The following is a 16558-nucleotide window of genomic DNA, read 5'->3' on the forward strand; positions in this document are numbered from 1 at the left end:
CGCTTTTTTAATCTACCTGCCCGCACGATTGCCGCTCGACGCCCCAACCGCGGAGGGCATCGCAGACCTCGGCTCTGGTTGGTGCACCGATGCGTCCGCCGAACACCTGGCATTTCAGCGCCGCCGCCATCGACGACAAGCGCATCGTCTCGGCGATCGGCACGCCTTCTGCGATCGCCAGAGCGAAAGCGCCATGGAAGATATCGCCTGCTGCGAGCGTATCGACGGCCCTCACCTTCGGAGCCGCCAGATGGAAAATCTCGCCGGTTTGGTCATCGAACCAGAAGGAGCCGTTTTCCCCTGATGTGACGCTGATGAAGGCCTGCTCGAACTTTCGCTTCAGGAGGCCAACGGCCTTCGCCGTCTCCGCAGTTCCGGTAAGGCGCTCGGCGGCCGGCTGTGAAAACACGATGTGACTGGCCGCCGGTGCAAGCATCTCGATTACGCCATCGCCCGCAACGTCGCCATCGAGAATGGCTGGCCTGCCGGCCTCTCTGGCTGCGAACAGCGTCCGCAGCGCAAGCTTCGGCCAGCGGACGTCGACGAGCACAGCATCGAAAGCAGACACGTCGTGTTTTGTCACCGGTTTGACCGTCTCGTGCAGCCCGGCATCGTAGAAGGGCACAATCAGCCGCTCGCCCTGATCATCGACAAGGATCGTCGAGACCGCCGAGCGGGCGCCTACCACACGAACCATACCGCTCGTATCTACTCCGCTATCGCTGAGCTCCGCAATGATGCGTTCGCCGGTGGCATCATCGCCAACCGCACCCCAGAGGTTGGCATTGCCACCCAGCCGGGCGACCGCAAAGGCCGCGCTCGACGCCATACCCTCGGCGATCTGCAGCATATCGTAGGGGAGAATTTTGCCCTGGCCGGTCGGCAACGAGCGCACACGAAACAGCGTGTCGAGCACCGCAGCGCCGACACATAAAACGCTGCGCGCCGGACCCGAGCGTGATGCCGAAAAGTGCGAGCGGTTTTCGGACGACATCATGCTCTAACTCTTTAATTTAGAATAGGATTCAGATTCTAGGCCGACCGGCCTAAAATCATCCTGGTCAAGCAGGCAGGCGAAAGCAGAAGAAGTCGCCAAAACCGTCGTCTCACCGGCTCACTTGACGGCTCCGGCCGTCAGCCCAGCCACGATCTGTCGTTGCGCAAACACCGTCAATATCAGCACGGGCAAAGTGACGATCAGCGCCGCCGCCGCAAGCGGCCCCCAACTGACCTGTTCGAACGAAAGCATGTTGTAGACCGCGACCGGCAGCGTGCGGGTCTCGCGACTGGCGAGCACGATACCGAAGACGAAGTTGTTCCAGGAGAAGATGACCGACAGGATGAAGGCGACGACAATGCCGGGTTTGGCGATCGGCAAAGCGACCAAGCGGAAAATCTGCCAGGGTGTGGCGCCATCGATGCTGGCGGCCTCTTCCAGTTCCATCGGCGTCGTCTCGAAATAACCGATCATGATCCATACGACGATCGGCACTGTGACGACGAGATGGATGATGATCTGCGGCAGGAGCGTGCCGAGCAGGTTCAGCCATTGGAAGAGCAGGAAGAGCGGAATCAGGAAGGAAAGGCCGGGCGTCATACGCGCGATCATGATGACCATCGCCGACTTCTCGGCCTTCAGGCGCGCGATGCCATATCCGGCCGGCACGCCGATCAGCAGTGCCAGAAGCGTGGCGGCACCTGTCACCACCACCGAATTCCACAGATACAGGAAGAAGTTGTTCTCCTCGAAGACCTTCAGATAGTTCGACCAAGCGAAACGCTCAGGAATGAAGATCGGCGGATAGGCACCGCTGTCGATTTCATATTTCAGCGACAGCGAGATCATCCAGAGGAAGAACAGGACGACCGGCGATATCATCACAAGGGCAACAAACAGCAGTCCGATACGATCGAGCGTTCTGCGCTTCATCAGCGTGCCTCCCCGTCAGACCAGTTCGCACGCTGCCGGAGCATCAAAAGGACGAAGGACAGCAGGACGATGAGGATGAAGAAGACAACTGCCATGGCCGAGCCATAGCCGATGTCGTAATAGGCGAAAGCTGTGTTGTAGAGATAGATATTGATCGTTTCCGACGCCGTGCCCGGCCCGCCCTGGGTCATGGCATAGATGATATCGAAACTTTTCACCGCATCGATGCTGCGGATGATCACCGCAATCATCAGGAAAGGCGCGATCATCGGCAGGGTTAGATAGCGGAATTTCTGCCAGACATTGGCTCCGTCGATTTCGGCGCTTTCATAGGGCTCGCGCGGAACCGCCGCCAGACCGCCGAGCACGATCAGCATGATAAGCGGCGTCCATTGCCATGTCTCGACCAGCACCAACGAAGGGATGACGCTGGTCTGATTATAGATCCACTCCTGAGGGCCGATGCCGATCAAGGATAGAAGATAATTGAGGACGCCGAGCTGCGGGTGGAACATCATGGTCCAGACGAGAGCGATGGCGACGGGCGTCGCCATCATCGGCATCACGAATATACCGCGCAGAAGACCGCGGAGCGGAAATTGCGTATCGAAAATCAACGCGGCGAGCGTCCCTAGAAAGAGCGGCGCCACCACCGAGAGCGTCGTGTAGAGCACCGTATGCCAGAGCGACTCCCAGAAGCGCATGTCCACGGCCAGGCGGGCGTAATTGTCCAGTCCTGCAAAGACCTGGGACTGGCCAAGCGTCCAGCTGTTGACGCTCATCCAAAGGGTAAACACCCATGGAAAAACGATGACGGCCGCAATGACGATCAGCGCCGGAATGACGAAGGGCCAGTAGTTGGGAGCAACGCGACCAGCGTTGCTCCTTCCCTTCGAGGCGGCCTTGGCCGCTGCGGCCGTTTCGATGCTTGCCGAGGCCATTATCCCTCGCTCTTCGCCAGGACGGGTTCGAACTGTGCCGTCGCGGCCTTGAGTTCGGTCTCTGGATCGCCGCCGCCGATCATGTTGGTAAGACCGACGCCATAGATGTCGCGGAACTCGGTGACCGGAATGATCACCGGCAGCGCGAGCTGCGAGATCTTGCCGGAACCCGCAACCGCATCAAGCCATGCGGCCGGCATCTTGACACCTTCGCGAACCTTGGCATCCGCAAGGATCGACTGGCGGAAAGGAACGCCGGCACCGGCCTGCAGCAGGCGTGCGCCCATGTCGTGGGAAATCGCCCATTGGCAGAAGAGGTAGGCTGCTTCCTTGTTCTTGCTTGCCGCAACGACACCAAGGCCGTCGCCGAATGTGCCTGCGGCCTGTGCTTTCGGGCCTTTCGGCATCACACCGTAACCGACCTGGCCGACGACACGCGACTTTTCCGGATTCTCGATCGGCGGAGCAAAACCGACGCCGTCCAGCCACATGCCGATCTTGCCCTGCAGGAAGGCCGACTGCGCCTCGGCCCAGTTGAAGCCGGAGACGCCGGGAGGGGCGGTCTTGGTCATTAGTTTCTGGTAAAGCTTGGCTGCGTCGATCGCTTCTGGCGATGTCGTGCGCAGCTTGCCATCGGGGCCGAGCGGGCTCGAACCATAGCCGAGCAGCAGCGACGTCCAGACCGGCGTATTGGCGTTCTTCAGGCCGCGGGCGACGAAGCCGTAGGTATTGGTCGACGGATCGGTGAGTGCTTCGGCCGCACTTACCAGTTCTTCGAACGTCGTGGGATAAGACAGCCCCTTCTTCTCGAACAGCGCCTTGTTCCAGTAGATGATCCAGTAATCGACAGAGAACGGAAGCGAGCGCAGAACGCCGCCAGAATCCTTGGCGAAGGTCAGGCCGGCTTCGGCGAAATCGCTTTCCGTGAGCGACGGATCGGTCAGGGACGAATCCTTGAGAAAGCCGCTGATATCGGCAAGCCAGCCGCCCTTTTCAAATTGCCGCTTCTGCACATGGTAGCTCATGTGGACGACGTCGAAGCTCGGCTTGCCCGAGCTGAGCTCGATGGTCGTCTTCTGGCGCTGCTGTTGTTCGGGCGTCGCTTCGGCATTGACCTTGATGCCGGTGAGTTCCTCGAACTCGGACAGGTATTTGACGAGCGTCTCGCTGCGCGGGCTCTTGACCAGGTTGACTTCGAGTGTCGTCCCGGCAAAGCGCTTCCAATCAACGGCAGCGGATGCCGACCGCATGCCGAGCATGCTGCTGGCTCCAAAAGCGGCGGTCCCCGCCAGAAAGCCGCGCCTCGTCGGATTCAAAAACGATGACATTTGATTGCTCCTCCTCTTGCCGGCGATCTCCTCACCCCCGGCTGCTTATTTTCCGATTATATCCTGAGCGCACGATCTCTTGCATGATTGATATGTGCGACAAGGCTGTTGACGGCGTCCTCCGCCGATCGTCGTTCGATCGCCTCGAGCACCTTCAGGTGCTCACCCATGACAGGTCCGACGTGACCGTCGATGCGAAAACGATCCTGACTGATCAGGCGCATCTTGATCGAGTTTACCCGGTAGGCGTTCGAAATGATGGTATTTCCCAAGGCATCGATAAAAGCGTCGTGCATGCCCCAATCGACGGCCTGCGCGTGCAGTTCCAATTCGTGCGATCCATCGCCGCCGCGAATGGCATCGGCGATATCGCGATGCTGCTTCAAAAGTCTGGCGACCGTCTCGTCAGATGCAGAGCGGGTGAAAAGCGCAACAGCTTCCTTCTCCAGGAAAACGCGCAGCTGGAACGCCTCGCGAATGAGATTAAGGTCGATATGGGCGATCTGTAAGCCGCGCTGAGGCACAGTCTTGATCAGCCCTTCGGCTTCCAGCCTCGGAATGAGCTCTCGGATGGCGCCAAGTGTCAGTCCTGTCAACTCGACGAGGCGGCGCTGCGAAACGAACTGACCGGGGCGCACATCACGCGCAAGAAGGTGGCGCGTGAAGCTCTCATACGCCTTTTCCCGGAGTGTCGGCTGCTCGTCTGTGCCGTCCATCGCCTCTCCCAGAAACATCTTTGCCCTATGCCGCCTTCGAGCGGAAAAGACCATCGAAAGCGAGAGCGAGTTCCGCCTGCCCTTCCGCGGATATTGAAACGAGCGGCGGACGAACAGCAAGCCATATATCATCCGACGTCAGTTGCGCGACCATGACCTTTACGGCAGCCGTCACCGGAAATTTCAGCAGTTCGGCGACGAAGTCCTCGATGCGGGAATCATCCTTGCCTTCCTCCGCCATCAGCTTGACTTCGCGCGGTACGAAATTCGCCATGCCCGAGATTGCACCCTGGCCGCCAAGCCGCACGCCCTTCGCCAAATGACGTTCGTCCCCCACCAGGATGACGAGATCGCCATGCGCTTTCAACAGTGTTTCCGTAAAAGGCCAGTCGCCGGAGGAGTCCTTGACGCCTATGACGACATCGGGAAAGGCTGCCCGCAGCCGGCCGATCAGCGATACGGTCAGCGGAACCATGGTGACCGAGGGGATGTTGTAGACGATAATGTCTCGCGCCTTGTCGCCGAGGGTGGCGAACACAGCCGAAAACCACTGGAACAGGCCGTCGTCACTGACGTTCTTGAAATAGGAAGGGGGAGCAAGCAGAATGTTGCGAACCCCCTTGGAAAGCGCATGACCTGCCTGCGACGCCGCATCCTCGGCGGCGTCGACCAGCACGCCGACGAGGATTTTGCTCGCTTCTATCCCACTCTCGATCATGGAAGCCAGAACACGTTCACGTTCCTGCGTTCCGATGGACGAACCTTCACCCGTCGTTCCGAACAGCGTTACGCTCGAGCATCCGGCAGCGAGGCTTCGCTTTGCCTGCTCGATCATAACATCGATGGCGATATCGCCATTGTTGCCGAACGGCGTGGCGAGAGCGACTGACAGCCCAAATTTCTGGGTCAAATATGCTTCCTCCCGATGATTGAGGCTAGACGTAGCAGAGTGACATGTTAGTTGTAAAGAGGTGATTGCATCCTCAATCGTTATGCGATCGCCGCGCCCGTTCCCTTATCCAACATGCCTTGCTGTTGGTCCGCTTGCCCGCACGAGCGCCATCAGCATCGGGCCGATTGCAAACTCGCCCCGCTCTGTCCTCCGGGTCAGATCCCTGAGATAACCCCCCGGAGAATTGATATGCCCTCCCTTCTCCAGGATGCAGGCAATCACCGTCGCGGCATTTTCCGGCCCCATGCCTAAGCAGGCTTCCTCATAGGCCGAGGGACTGACGCCGAGCATCGAGCGCACGATCACCGCCGCCGACATCAGATCTCGCCAGTTGCCGATGGCTCCGCCGGGACCATAGTCAAGGATTTGAGGGCAGGCTTGCAGAACGAGGCCGAGCGGGAAGGATTTCAGGCTAGGCGCGGCCACCGGATCGGCCGCGCCTCCCGCTCCGTTGCTCATCCTGCCGGAAAGCTTCGGCTGCTCCAGTCTTCGCTCGTCAGGCGGTCCGGCGTTCGGCTCATTATCGGCCACAGCGCTTTCGCCCTGCTTCGTTTCGAAGCTTGGTTCAAGTTCATAGTTGGAGTTGGGGTTTGAATTCTGTTTGTGACGCTCAATATGAGACTCATTGGCGTTTATTTTTTTTCTTTTAACATGTCTTTCCAGCAGGTTGACGGCTTCGTCGCGCAGCAGGCCCATCTCATCGAGCACCGAAGCCAGGCTTTCGACTGTCGCCACGCGCGGAATTCTCGCGACCAGTGCGCGAAACATCAGCGTCATCGTCTCCCAGTCGCCCGGAATCGCTTCGTCGAGCGCCACCGAAATCAGTTTGGAGATATCACGTCGGCAAACCGTCAGGCGCTCTCGGGTCGCTCTCAGCAGTTCCCGGTCGGCGACCGTCTGGGCGGCCAGGCTTTCGATCTCGGCCGCGCGTGCGAGCAGCGGCGCGATACTGAAGCCGAAGGCTTCGCCGATGGCCCCTGCCCCGTCCCGGCGGGCATAGCGCTTTCCATTCGGGCTGTCCTTGCGCAGGATCAGGCCGGACTCGACCAGAACCGCCAGATGCCGCCGCAGCGTCGCCGGCGTCATTCCGCGAGCGCGGAGCGAAAGCTGCGCATTCGACGGGAAGACGATCAGGCCCTTCTCCTCAGAGATTTCATCATCGGGGTAAAAGGTCAAAAGCGCGTCGAGCACCGTCAGCGCCCGATCGGTCACGCCGAGCGACGGCCGCGCCTCGCAGATTGCCCGAAACAGCTTCCACTTGCTGCGTTTCATTCCCGGTTCGATTGTCTCGGCCAGTTGCTGGCTTGCCAGCATGCCAAGTGACATCGGCCGCCGCCCAAAGGGCGTCGTCACATATCCACTCTCCATTTGCCTTCACCTTCGTTCAGGCAAAAGAAAACCATCCACCAATTTGGTGCCTAAGACGCTTGACTGTGATTCGTGGAAATGCGATTCTCGATGTGCTTAAGATCTGAGAAGGGCTTCCACGACGGCGTCGTTGGGGGCCTTTTTCTTTTGCGCGCTACGCTCCTCTGTCCTTGTTGAACTCCTGGAACAGGCCCTTCAGCCTTTCCTGGACGAACTGATCGAAACCGGGTGCGGTCTTGCCGTCAAAGACGAAGGTCGCACCGGACGCTGTCGTTTTGATCATCACCGGCACGCCGCTAAGCTGGGTTTGGGCAATCGTCGGTTTCGCCGACGCCGTCCGTCTGGTAGCCAGCACGAGCGCCCGGTGAAACCGCTCGTCGCTCGAGATTTTTCGAGCGTCGTCCGCGGACAACTCGGCGATGATTTTCTCGATGTCGGCACCTTCAAGCCGCTCGCCCAGCTCCAACCACCGCCGACGACCGATATCGGGCGCCGCGCCGATGGCATTGACGAGATCAAGGGGAACCTGCCGTATGACGATCAGCATTCTCGACAGCGCCGCCTTATCGACGGCGAGAGCCGCCATGATCACATCGCGGCCGAAGCTCCGTTCTTCGAGCCTCGATGCGAAGAGCGCGCGCTCGATGTAGGAAAGATTGGTTCGAGCGCTGTTTTCCTGCCCCTGGCTGACGACCAGTTGACCGTCCGTGAGCTCGCGGATGACAGCGCGCACCCTGATGCCGATTACTCGAGTGGCGGCCAGACGACGATGGCCGTAGGCAACCTGATACCGTCCCTTGGTTTCGGGATGCGGACGGACGAGGATCGGAACCTGCTGACCGTGCTCGCGGATCTGCTCGACAAGCTGCGCGAGTTCGGTCGCGTCGATCGCCAATCGATCGCTGACGAAGGAGGCGTCGATCAGGGCGGGATCGAGCTCGACGATGGTCTGGCCGGCGGCAAGCTGCCGTTCCAGTTCACTCGCCCGCTCCATTTTCTCCGTAATATTGCCCAGCGTCTTGGTAATGCCGCCGACTGGCGCCGCGCTGCGCTCCTGCGGCACGAACCCGGCGATCGGGCGATTGTCGCGCGGTAGGACCATTTCCACCCTAGCCGGGCTCGGAGCAGAGATTTCGATGAGGTTCTTGCGCGCCATCGACTATTTCCTTCCCCAGGTGGAGCGAAGATGCGCCTCGATCTCGCTATTCACCAAGTTGAGGGACTCCAGCGCCCGATCATAGGTTCCGCGGGTGAACTGCGACCGCTCGACCTCGTAAAGGGTCTGCTTTGTGACGCCAGCGTCGGCGACTGCTGTCGACTTCACCATGGCGTTGTGGAGCATTCGGTTACCGAAGATCGCCCGCATGAAGCCAGTCATCTGGCTCTGCGGCCCGTCGTTCGGCTCGAAGCGCGTCACGAGATAGCGCATCCAGTCATAGCTGGTGCGCCCGCCGGCCTTCTCCACGACCGACATCAGCTCGCTCGTCATCGTCAGAAACTGCGACATCGACATGACGTCGAGCATCTGCGGATGGACCGTGATCAACACCGAGGTCGCTGCGCAGAGCGCCGACATCGTCAAGAACCCCAGCTGCGGCGGGCAGTCGATGACGACGACGTCGTAAAGACTTTCGATCTCGGTCAGGACCTCGCCAATGCGGGCGAAGAACATCGTCTCCGCTTTACCCGACGACATCGCCTTCGGCGTCTCGTGCTCGAACTCCATCAGCTCGAGATTTCCTGGAATGAGATGCAGATTGGGCGTATAGGTGGCGCGCACGATGTCGGCGATTGGGCGCGGATCCTCATAGCGGATGGCGCCGTATATGGTTTCGCCCTCACCGACGTCGAATTCCGGCTGATGGCCGAAAAGAGCCGACAACGAGGCCTGCGGGTCGAGGTCGACGGCGAGCACGCGGTAACCCCTGAGCGCCATGAACTGCGCCAAATGGGCTGCGGTCGTAGTCTTGCCCGAGCCGCCTTTGAAATTCATGACGGAGACGATCTGGAGCTTCTCTCCCGGCCTGCGGGCCGGCACATATTTCGGCGTTCCGTTTCGCTCGTCAAGAACCCGGCGAATCCGATCCATATCCGTTGCGCTATAGAGCCGCCGTCCGTTGGCCAGCGGATCGGGCCCATGGCCATCGGCAGCCACCTGCCGGAGATAACCTTCGCCGATGCCGATAAAGGACGCAGCTTCCGCCGGCGAAAATGTTCTGATGGTCTTTTGGGAAAGCGGCGGGAAGATTTTTGCCTGATGCTGCTGAAGTTGATAGGACAACTCCTTCGCATCTGTTGCCAGAAGCGAAGGGAGATGCTCTTGATCGTCCTGAAGAGCAAGACTCGGCTGCATGATCTGTTTCCCAAATAACTGCGCAATTTTGAACGAAAGCGCCCCAGTTGCGCAGTTACTATATGCCGCGATTCGTGACTGAATTACAAATGCTTAACCAAAAGGCATGTCGAGGCATGCGAAACGGCCGCGGGAAGCTGGCGATTTGGCGGACCAATCGGCGGAATTTGCGCCCACCCGAGCTGCAGAAGAGCAAGGCCAATGCCGTCGTTATGCACATGAATTCATCGAATTTGACCCGGAGAAGCCAGCGGGCGGAAAACCTCGCGTCGGTCGGGTCGAGACGATAGCCGGAAATCGTGTAGCGTCCGCTGGCGCCTGGCCGGTCGCCCGATGGAAATCATCCGTTCCGCACAGACCGCGGCCAAGCCTACATAAGGCAATATCGTCGGCAAATGCCCCGCGCCATGGGCGAGACTATGCTCACCATTGCGCGGGGCGGTCGACGAACCGGGGGAGAATGCAACGAATAACGCTGGAGGCGGCATGTTCGATGGCTATCGTTCTGCAATCAAGCTTTTGTCACACCACGACCGGACCAATGTTGATCCGGCCGCGGGACCGTACCGCTTATTTGTTGGACGCAGCGTCTTCGATGACCTTCGCTACTTTATCGGGATGAGAAACCATTACGACGTGGGACGCACCTTTAACCACAACCGTCTCTTTGGAGCCCGCTCTTTCCGCCATCCATGCAAGCGCTGCCGGCGGTATGTTTTTATCCGCATCGCCGTAAACGAACCAGGAAGGGATATTCTTCCAGCTCGCCGAAGTTGAAGCCTCGCCAAGAGCCTTATCCGTGATCGGACGCTGCGTTGCGGCCATCAGCTTGCCCTCCGCCTTAGATACATCTGCGGCGAATTGATCGTGAAACTCGCCCTGCTTGATGTACAGATCCTTTACTCCACCATCCAACAGCACCGGTTCGGCAAGGGTGGGTGCGAGCGTGCTTCCTGGAAACTTACCTGAAAGCGCGAGCGCCGTTTCTCCAACATCGGGCGCGAAGGCCGCGACGAAGACCAGCGATTTAACGTTCGCGCTGTGTGCTGCTGCCTCGTTGATGACTACGCCACCGTAGGAGTGACCGACGAGAACAACATCCGTCTTCAATCCGGCGACCACTTTGCGCACATAATCGCCATCGGACGTGACGCTTCGAAGCGGATTAGCGACCGCCACCACCGGATATCCATCCTTTTCCAGACGTGTGATCACGCCATTCCAACTGGCGGCATCGGCAAATGCGCCATGAACAAGTACAACCGTCGGTTTTTCGGCTGCTTGGGCATTGGAAAGGCCAAAGGCGGTGATTGCGGCGGCGACGACAAACATCTTCAACATCATTAAGCTCCTTTATATCGTGTACGATTTAATTATTCGCAATTCTTCATGAAGACAAGCCTCAACATCCTTGTTCACTTTGATTTGAAGATTGTCCCGTGTTCACGAGCTAACGTCAACTTCGCTCGGTCGGTAAGAAACGTCCAAAGACGATCGCGCAGCGATGGCGGCGATACACGAGGTCGCTCCGAAGTTCAGGGGTCTCAACGGATTTCGGCGTGAATTCCGCCACCGGCGAAGTGAAACAGATCGCCGGCAGAACTAATCCGCCATCGATTGGTAAAGCCAGGCGGAGAGCGTCTCGGCCGCCAGCCGCGCGGCTGCGTCTGGAAGCAGCGCGTCGTCGGTCAATTCGACACCGAAATAAGACGTGGACGGATCCGTTATCACCTGCCGTTCGTCTTCGTTCGCGGCCAGATAGATCCGGGCGAGTTCATCGATGCCGAACTGTTCTGGGCCGCCGATTTCGACAATACCGCCCAAAGGCGTTGCGACGGTCAATTCGGCCAGAAAGGCGGCGACGTCCGCGGCTGCGACCGGCCTGATCAAGGCTGGGGGCAGTCGGAAGACATCGCCTTGCGCACCGATGTCGATCAATCCGCTTATGAACTCGTAAAACTGCGTGGAGCGGAGGATCGTATAGGGGCGATTGGAAGCTCGGATAAGGTTTTCCTGCACCATTTTCGCGTGAAAATAGTCGCTTTCCACGAGCCGAGGCGTGCCGACGACGGAGAGCGCGAGATAATGCCCGACGCCGGCGTCCGCCGCAGCCGCGAGCAAATTCTTCGTCGACGCCTTGAAGAAATCCAGTGCCGTGCTGTCGCCGAAGGATGCGGCATTGGTCGCATCCACGATGACGTCGTTTCCTGCTATAGCTGCGTCGAGACCTTTACCGGTAACCGTATCGACGCCAAGCGACAACGATGCGGCCGTGACCTCGTGGCCGGACCGGCGCAGGCTATCGCTGAGCCGCGTTCCGATGAGACCGCTTGCTCCCACCACGGTAATTTTCATGTCAGCATCCTCGGATCGATTGGACCGACAATGACCGGAAAGTCAAAACCCTTCCACCATGCATGAGGCTTGGCGCCTTAGTCTTAGGTATAGCGGAGCAGATCCAAGGTATAGGATGACCCACCAGGAACGGAAACGTCGTGCCGCTCCTGGTTAGCGCCGAAGATCCAGCCCCGGCGCAACGCTACCTCTCCGCGCAATGCATGGATTTCCATGAGTTGCGGCTGTGGTTCCACGGGGTTACGGTTCGATCATGAGCTCGCCGATCCCGACATCAAAAACGAGTGCTGCACTACATGCTGACGATCCCCCGGCTTTGTCCGTCCGGCAGGAGCGGTTGATGATGAGCGTCTGGTCGCACCGCCCCCGATTCCTCTATCTCACGCTTTTTAACGTCGCCTATGTGCTCGCCTGCGGCTTCGCCCAACTGCTTGCGATCGTGCCGGGAACGGGTATTTCCATCTGGCCCCCAGGCGGGCTTTTCATCGCTACGCTCATCCTCGCCTCCAGGCGCAGCTGGCCATGGTGGATATTGGGAGGATGCCTGGCAGAGCTGTTCAGCAATGCCATCTGGTTCTACAGTCCGCTGCCTGCGGCCTTCCTGATCTATGTCGGCAACGCTCTTGAAGCGGTGGTCGCGGCATGGCTGATCAATCAGGCCTTGAAGCGGCCGGCGCAGCTGGAAACCTTGCAGGAAGTTCTCGCCTTCGTCGTGCTGGGCGCCGGAATTGCGCCAGTCGTGAGTGCGACGGTGGGAAGTGCGACGCTTGCCTGGTTTGGCATCCAATCGCAATCCTTCGTGACGGCCTGGCCTCTTTGGTGGATCGGTGATGCAACCGGCGTCCTGATCGTCGCGCCGCTGGCGCTCGCCGTGGTCCACAACTGGCGCGGCAAGACCCGGCTCTCAGCCGCGCAATGGCTGGAGGCTTGCGTTCTCGGACTGATTTTTCTCGGTGTCGCCGCTCTGTCTCTCAGCGGCTACCTTCCCTTCGCCTACATCATCATGCCCCCCCTTCTTTGGGCCGCGGTCCGCTTCGAGTTCAAGGGCGCCGCCATATCGCTCGTGCTCCTCGCCCTGATCACGGCCGTCTTCACGATAACAGGCGCCGGCCAATCTGTCGGCGATCCCGAGTCCCAGAAACACAAGCAGATCATGCTGCAGCTTTTCCTGGCGATCTCCGCATTTTCGGCGCTGATCGTCGCCGCCATATCCAGGCAACATCAGCTGGCCGTGCTCACATTGCGCCAAAGCGTTGAGACGTTGCGCGACCGGGAACAAGAGCTCTCGCAGCTTGTCGACATGGTTCCGAGCCACGTCTGGCGTCTGTCACCTCGCGGCGAACCAACCTTCTTCAACAGACGAATGATCGATTTCCTCGGTTTGGATGTCGCGGATTCGGACAGGCCGGGCGTGAGCCGATTGGAGGCGGTCATCGCAGCAATCATTCATCCCGATGATGCAGCGAGTTTCAAAGATGCGCTCAACCATTGCCTTGCCACCGGCGAAAACTTCGCCATGCGCTATCGGCTGCGCCGCGCCGACGGCGTCTATCACTGGATGTCGAGCCGCGCCGAACCGATGCGGGATCAGGCCGGCAGCATTGTCCAATGGTATGGCCTTTGCCACGACATCGACGATCAGGTCCGTGCAGAAGAGGCGGTGCGCCAGAGCGAGCGAGCGCTGCAGCAGATGATCGACGCGGTGCCGGTTCGCGTCTGGAGCGTAGAGCCGGCGAGCGGGTCGGTCTATTTCAACAAACGTTATCAGGACCATTTCCGCGCCGTCATCGCCAATTTCGACGCTCTCGGCGCGCCGCGCATCGAAGAGCTGCTGCGGCAGCTGATTCATCCCGAAGACGCGCCCGACGTCCAGCGCACGCTGCGGAATTGTTTTGACAGCGGCGGCGGTACCGCCATGCGGTTTCGCTGGCGCGAAAAAGACGACGTCTACCGCTGGGCGGAATGCCGGGTGGAACCCCGGCGCGACGACAACGGAACGGTCGTACAGTGGTATGGCGTTTCTCTCGATGTCGAGGAGGAAGTGCGCGCCCTGGAGGCGTTGCGTGATCGCGAGCGCGAGCTCTCGCAGCTCGTGGACATGGTCCCGGTGCACATTGCCCGCATGGCGCCCGACGGCAAGCCAACCTTCTTCAGCAGACGCACACTTCAATCCATTGGGGTGGACGACGTCGCGGCCTGGGACACGCCTGACATCAGCCGCTCGGCGGCCATCATCGGGGCGACCGTGCATCCAGAAGATGGGCCGCGCATGAGGGAAGTGCTTGCTCACGCGCTTGCGACCGGCGAGCCCTACACAATCCGGTATCGCCGGCGTTGGGCGGGCGGCGAATATCGCTGGATGGAAGGTCGCGCTGAGCCGTTGCGGGATCAGAATGGAGCGATCGTGCAATGGTATGCGGCTGCGATCGACATCGATGACGAGGTGCGTGCGCAACAGGCCCTGCGAGAGCGAGAACGAGAGCTGTCACAGCTCGTCGACATTGTTCCGAGCCTTCTCTGGCGTCTGAATGCGGAGGGGGAGCCGACCTTCTTCAACCAGCGGCTCATCAATTTTCTCGGTCCCGATATTGCAAACCCGGGCAAGCCCGGCATGAACCTGTCCGCCATCATCGAAGCCGCCATTCATCCCGACGATGCGGAAAGCCTAGCCGAGGCGCTGAAGCATTCCTTCGCCACCGGCGAGCGCTTCTCGAAACAGTATCGCCTGCGACGCGCCGATGGCGTCTACCGCTGGGTCAGAGGCAGTGCCGAACCACTGAGGGACGAAAGCGGACGGATCATTCAATGGTACGGCCTGACCCATGACATCGACGATCAACTTCGCATCGAGGAGGAGTTGCGTGAGAGGGAACGTTCGCTCTGGCAGATCGTCGAAACACTGCCCGCCATGATCGATTGTGCAGCGCCCGATGGGGAGCCGGTCTATCGCAATCCTCAGCTCCGAGACTTCCTCGGATATAAGCTCGAAGAGCTTGATGGAACGGGGAAAACCCGGCTGGACGGCACGCTCGACGCCGGCGTACATCCCGACGACGTGGCGGGGGTCAAAGAGAACTATGCCCATTCATTGTCCACTGGCGAGCCCTATGCGCGCCGGCATCGTCTGCGGCGCTACGATGGGGAATATCGCTGGGTAGAGACGCGTGCGGCACCGATGCGCAATGCCGAAGGCGTTATCGTCCAGTGGAACGTCATCTGCCTTGATATCGACAGTGAGGTTCGCACGGAAGAAGATCTGCGTCAGGCGCGAGAGGGCCTTGCGCGGGCAAGCCAGGTGGCGAGCCTTGCCGAGCTTTCGGCCTCCATCGCCCATGAGGTGAACCAGCCGCTCGCGGCCGTCGTCGCCAACTCGCATGCCTGCCAGCGCTGGCTGATGGCGGAACCGCCGAATATGGAGCGGGCACAGAGGACGGTCGAGCGCATCATCCGCGACGCCAACTCGGCAGCGGATGTCGTCAGCCGTATCCGCGCCCTGTTCAAGCAATCCGCAGACCGGAGGGTCTACACCACGCTCGCCGGCGTCGTCGACGAAGCCCGCAATCTCATGGCCGACGAAGCGGCACGGCGGAGCGTCAGGCTGAACGTGGACGTCGATGCAAACCTTCCGCTTATCGCCATCGATCGGGTCCAGATCCAGCAGGTTCTAATCAATCTCGTCCGCAACGGCATCGAGGCGATGGACACTGTCGCCGGCGACAAGGTGATCGGCATGCGCGTGCGCCATATGGGGAATGCCATTCAGACCGAAATCAGTGATCGCGGTCAGGGTATCGCGTTCCCCGAGAAGATGTTCGAGCCGTTCTTCACGACAAAGGAAAATGGCATGGGCATGGGTCTGGCGATCTGCCGCTCGATCGTCGAGCTGCACGGCGGACGATTGTGGGCAGAGAAGAACAATCCGCACGGAGCGACGTTGATCTTCACGTTGCCGATAGAAACGAAGGCGGCGTCATGACGGTCGATGACCATATCGTCTTCATCGTCGATGACGACGGACGTGTCCGGGAGGCGCTCAGCGAGCTCATGGACGCGCACGGCATGCGCGCCATCGCCTTCGAATCCGCCGGCGATTACGTGAGAGCGGACAAGTCGGATGTAGCCGCCTGCCTCATCCTCGATATCGAGCTGCCTGACATCAACGGCCTCGACCTGCAGAGACAGATCGCCGACGGGGATCATCCGCCGATCGTCTTCATTACCGGACATGGCGACATCCCCTCGTCCGTGCGTGCGATCAAAAGCGGCGCCGTGGATTTCCTGACCAAACCGTTCAGTGACGCGGATCTCATGGCAGCAATCCATGCGGCGCTCGCCCAGGATCGGGTGAAGAGATCGGAACGTGCCGAACTCGATATGCTCAAACGACACTATCTCGACCTGACGCCGCGCGAGCGCGAGGTGCTGCCGCTCGTGGTCAGCGGTCTTCTCAACAAGCAGGCAGCAGCCGAATTGGGGATCAGCGAAGTTACGCTGCAGATCCATAGAAGAAATGTGATGCAGAAAATGGCGGCGGCGTCGCTCGCCGATCTCGTGCGGATCGCGGAGAAATTGGAAATACCGATTACCCACTCGCGCCGAGTGGGGGGGAATTGAA

13 protein-coding genes are annotated in these 16558 nt (G+C 59.9%); 2 read left to right on the forward strand and 11 right to left on the reverse strand.

The window, feature by feature from the left end; all coding sequences use genetic code 11:
• Window positions 1-7: 7 nt before the first annotated feature.
• The 11 genes from HJB82_RS02130 to HJB82_RS02180 all read right to left on the reverse strand — a co-directional run bounded on the left by HJB82_RS02130 (window position 8) and on the right by HJB82_RS02180 (window position 11943).
• Complete coding sequence (locus tag HJB82_RS02130) at window positions 8-994, reverse strand: sugar kinase (protein ID WP_221115170.1); 987 nt, start codon at window positions 992-994, stop codon at window positions 8-10.
• Window positions 995-1114: 120 nt separating this feature from the next.
• Entirely contained in the window at window positions 1115-1930 is an 816-nt protein-coding gene (locus HJB82_RS02135; protein ID WP_221115034.1) for a carbohydrate ABC transporter permease, read from the reverse strand.
• Window positions 1930-2871, reverse strand: coding sequence for a carbohydrate ABC transporter permease (locus tag HJB82_RS02140; protein WP_207584780.1), 942 nt, complete (start codon window positions 2869-2871; stop codon window positions 1930-1932). The genes HJB82_RS02135 and HJB82_RS02140 overlap by 1 nt, the downstream gene beginning before the upstream one ends.
• The gene (locus tag HJB82_RS02145; protein ID WP_221131437.1) at window positions 2871-4199 is read right to left on the reverse strand and encodes an ABC transporter substrate-binding protein; all 1329 of its coding nucleotides are present in this window, start codon (window positions 4197-4199) and stop codon (window positions 2871-2873) included. The genes HJB82_RS02140 and HJB82_RS02145 overlap by 1 nt, the downstream gene beginning before the upstream one ends.
• A gap of 56 nt (window positions 4200-4255) precedes the next feature.
• Window positions 4256-4933: a GntR family transcriptional regulator gene (locus tag HJB82_RS02150; RefSeq protein WP_204330037.1), complete on the reverse strand. Its 678-nt coding sequence runs from the start codon at window positions 4931-4933 to the stop codon at window positions 4256-4258.
• 7 nt (window positions 4934-4940) lie between these two features.
• On the reverse strand, window positions 4941-5825 hold the full coding sequence (locus HJB82_RS02155; protein WP_221139495.1) for a dihydrodipicolinate synthase family protein: 885 nt from the start codon (window positions 5823-5825) through the stop codon (window positions 4941-4943).
• Window positions 5826-5930: 105 nt separating this feature from the next.
• Window positions 5931-7235, reverse strand: a complete 1305-nt coding sequence (gene repC, locus HJB82_RS02160; protein ID WP_207584777.1) for a plasmid replication protein RepC — start codon at window positions 7233-7235, stop codon at window positions 5931-5933.
• Between the two features lie 154 nt (window positions 7236-7389).
• Window positions 7390-8391 carry a plasmid partitioning protein RepB gene (repB, locus tag HJB82_RS02165; RefSeq protein WP_207584776.1) on the reverse strand — a complete coding sequence of 334 codons (1002 nt, stop codon included), beginning with the start codon at window positions 8389-8391 and terminating at the stop codon, window positions 7390-7392.
• Between the two features lie 3 nt (window positions 8392-8394).
• Window positions 8395-9588, reverse strand: coding sequence for a plasmid partitioning protein RepA (repA, locus tag HJB82_RS02170; RefSeq protein WP_221115039.1), 1194 nt, complete (start codon window positions 9586-9588; stop codon window positions 8395-8397).
• Window positions 9589-10158: 570 nt separating this feature from the next.
• A complete protein-coding gene (locus tag HJB82_RS02175) occupies window positions 10159-10929 on the reverse strand; it encodes an alpha/beta fold hydrolase (RefSeq protein ID WP_221139496.1) in 771 nt (256 codons plus the stop codon).
• Window positions 10930-11190: 261 nt separating this feature from the next.
• Window positions 11191-11943 (reverse strand): SDR family oxidoreductase, encoded by a 753-nt coding sequence (locus HJB82_RS02180; protein WP_221139497.1) that lies wholly within the window; start codon window positions 11941-11943, stop codon window positions 11191-11193.
• Between the two features lie 340 nt (window positions 11944-12283).
• Between HJB82_RS02180 and HJB82_RS02185 the strand changes: the two genes are divergently transcribed.
• A complete protein-coding gene (locus HJB82_RS02185; protein WP_221139498.1) occupies window positions 12284-15919 on the forward strand; it encodes a PAS domain-containing protein in 3636 nt (1211 codons plus the stop codon).
• Window positions 15916-16557 (forward strand): response regulator transcription factor, encoded by a 642-nt coding sequence (locus HJB82_RS02190; protein ID WP_207584772.1) that lies wholly within the window; start codon window positions 15916-15918, stop codon window positions 16555-16557. Before HJB82_RS02185 ends, HJB82_RS02190 begins: the two co-directional genes overlap by 4 nt.
• Window position 16558 lies beyond the last annotated feature (1 nt).

The sequence above is a fragment of the Rhizobium sp. NZLR10 genome, assembly GCF_019685125.1.
Classification (GTDB): Bacteria; Pseudomonadota; Alphaproteobacteria; order Rhizobiales; family Rhizobiaceae; genus Rhizobium.

Excerpts from the sequence above, each read along its gene's own strand:
- HJB82_RS02130 (WP_221115170.1), bottom strand. The coding sequence starts at position 994 with ATGTCGTCCGAAAACCGCTCGCACTTTTCGGCATCACGCTCGGGTCCG.
- HJB82_RS02135 (WP_221115034.1), bottom strand. The coding sequence starts at position 1,930 with ATGAAGCGCAGAACGCTCGATCGTATCGGACTGCTGTTTGTTGCCCTT.
- HJB82_RS02140 (WP_207584780.1), bottom strand. The coding sequence starts at position 2,871 with ATGGCCTCGGCAAGCATCGAAACGGCCGCAGCGGCCAAGGCCGCCTCG.
- HJB82_RS02145 (WP_221131437.1), bottom strand. The coding sequence starts at position 4,199 with ATGTCATCGTTTTTGAATCCGACGAGGCGCGGCTTTCTGGCGGGGACC.
- HJB82_RS02150 (WP_204330037.1), bottom strand. The coding sequence starts at position 4,933 with ATGTTTCTGGGAGAGGCGATGGACGGCACAGACGAGCAGCCGACACTC.
- repC (WP_207584777.1), bottom strand. The coding sequence starts at position 7,235 with ATGGAGAGTGGATATGTGACGACGCCCTTTGGGCGGCGGCCGATGTCA.
- repB (WP_207584776.1), bottom strand. The coding sequence starts at position 8,391 with ATGGCGCGCAAGAACCTCATCGAAATCTCTGCTCCGAGCCCGGCTAGG.
- repA (WP_221115039.1), bottom strand. The coding sequence starts at position 9,588 with ATGCAGCCGAGTCTTGCTCTTCAGGACGATCAAGAGCATCTCCCTTCG.
- HJB82_RS02175 (WP_221139496.1), bottom strand. The coding sequence starts at position 10,929 with ATGTTGAAGATGTTTGTCGTCGCCGCCGCAATCACCGCCTTTGGCCTT.
- HJB82_RS02180 (WP_221139497.1), bottom strand. The coding sequence starts at position 11,943 with ATGAAAATTACCGTGGTGGGAGCAAGCGGTCTCATCGGAACGCGGCTC.
- HJB82_RS02185 (WP_221139498.1), top strand. The coding sequence starts at position 12,284 with ATGATGAGCGTCTGGTCGCACCGCCCCCGATTCCTCTATCTCACGCTT.
- HJB82_RS02190 (WP_207584772.1), top strand. The coding sequence starts at position 15,916 with ATGACGGTCGATGACCATATCGTCTTCATCGTCGATGACGACGGACGT.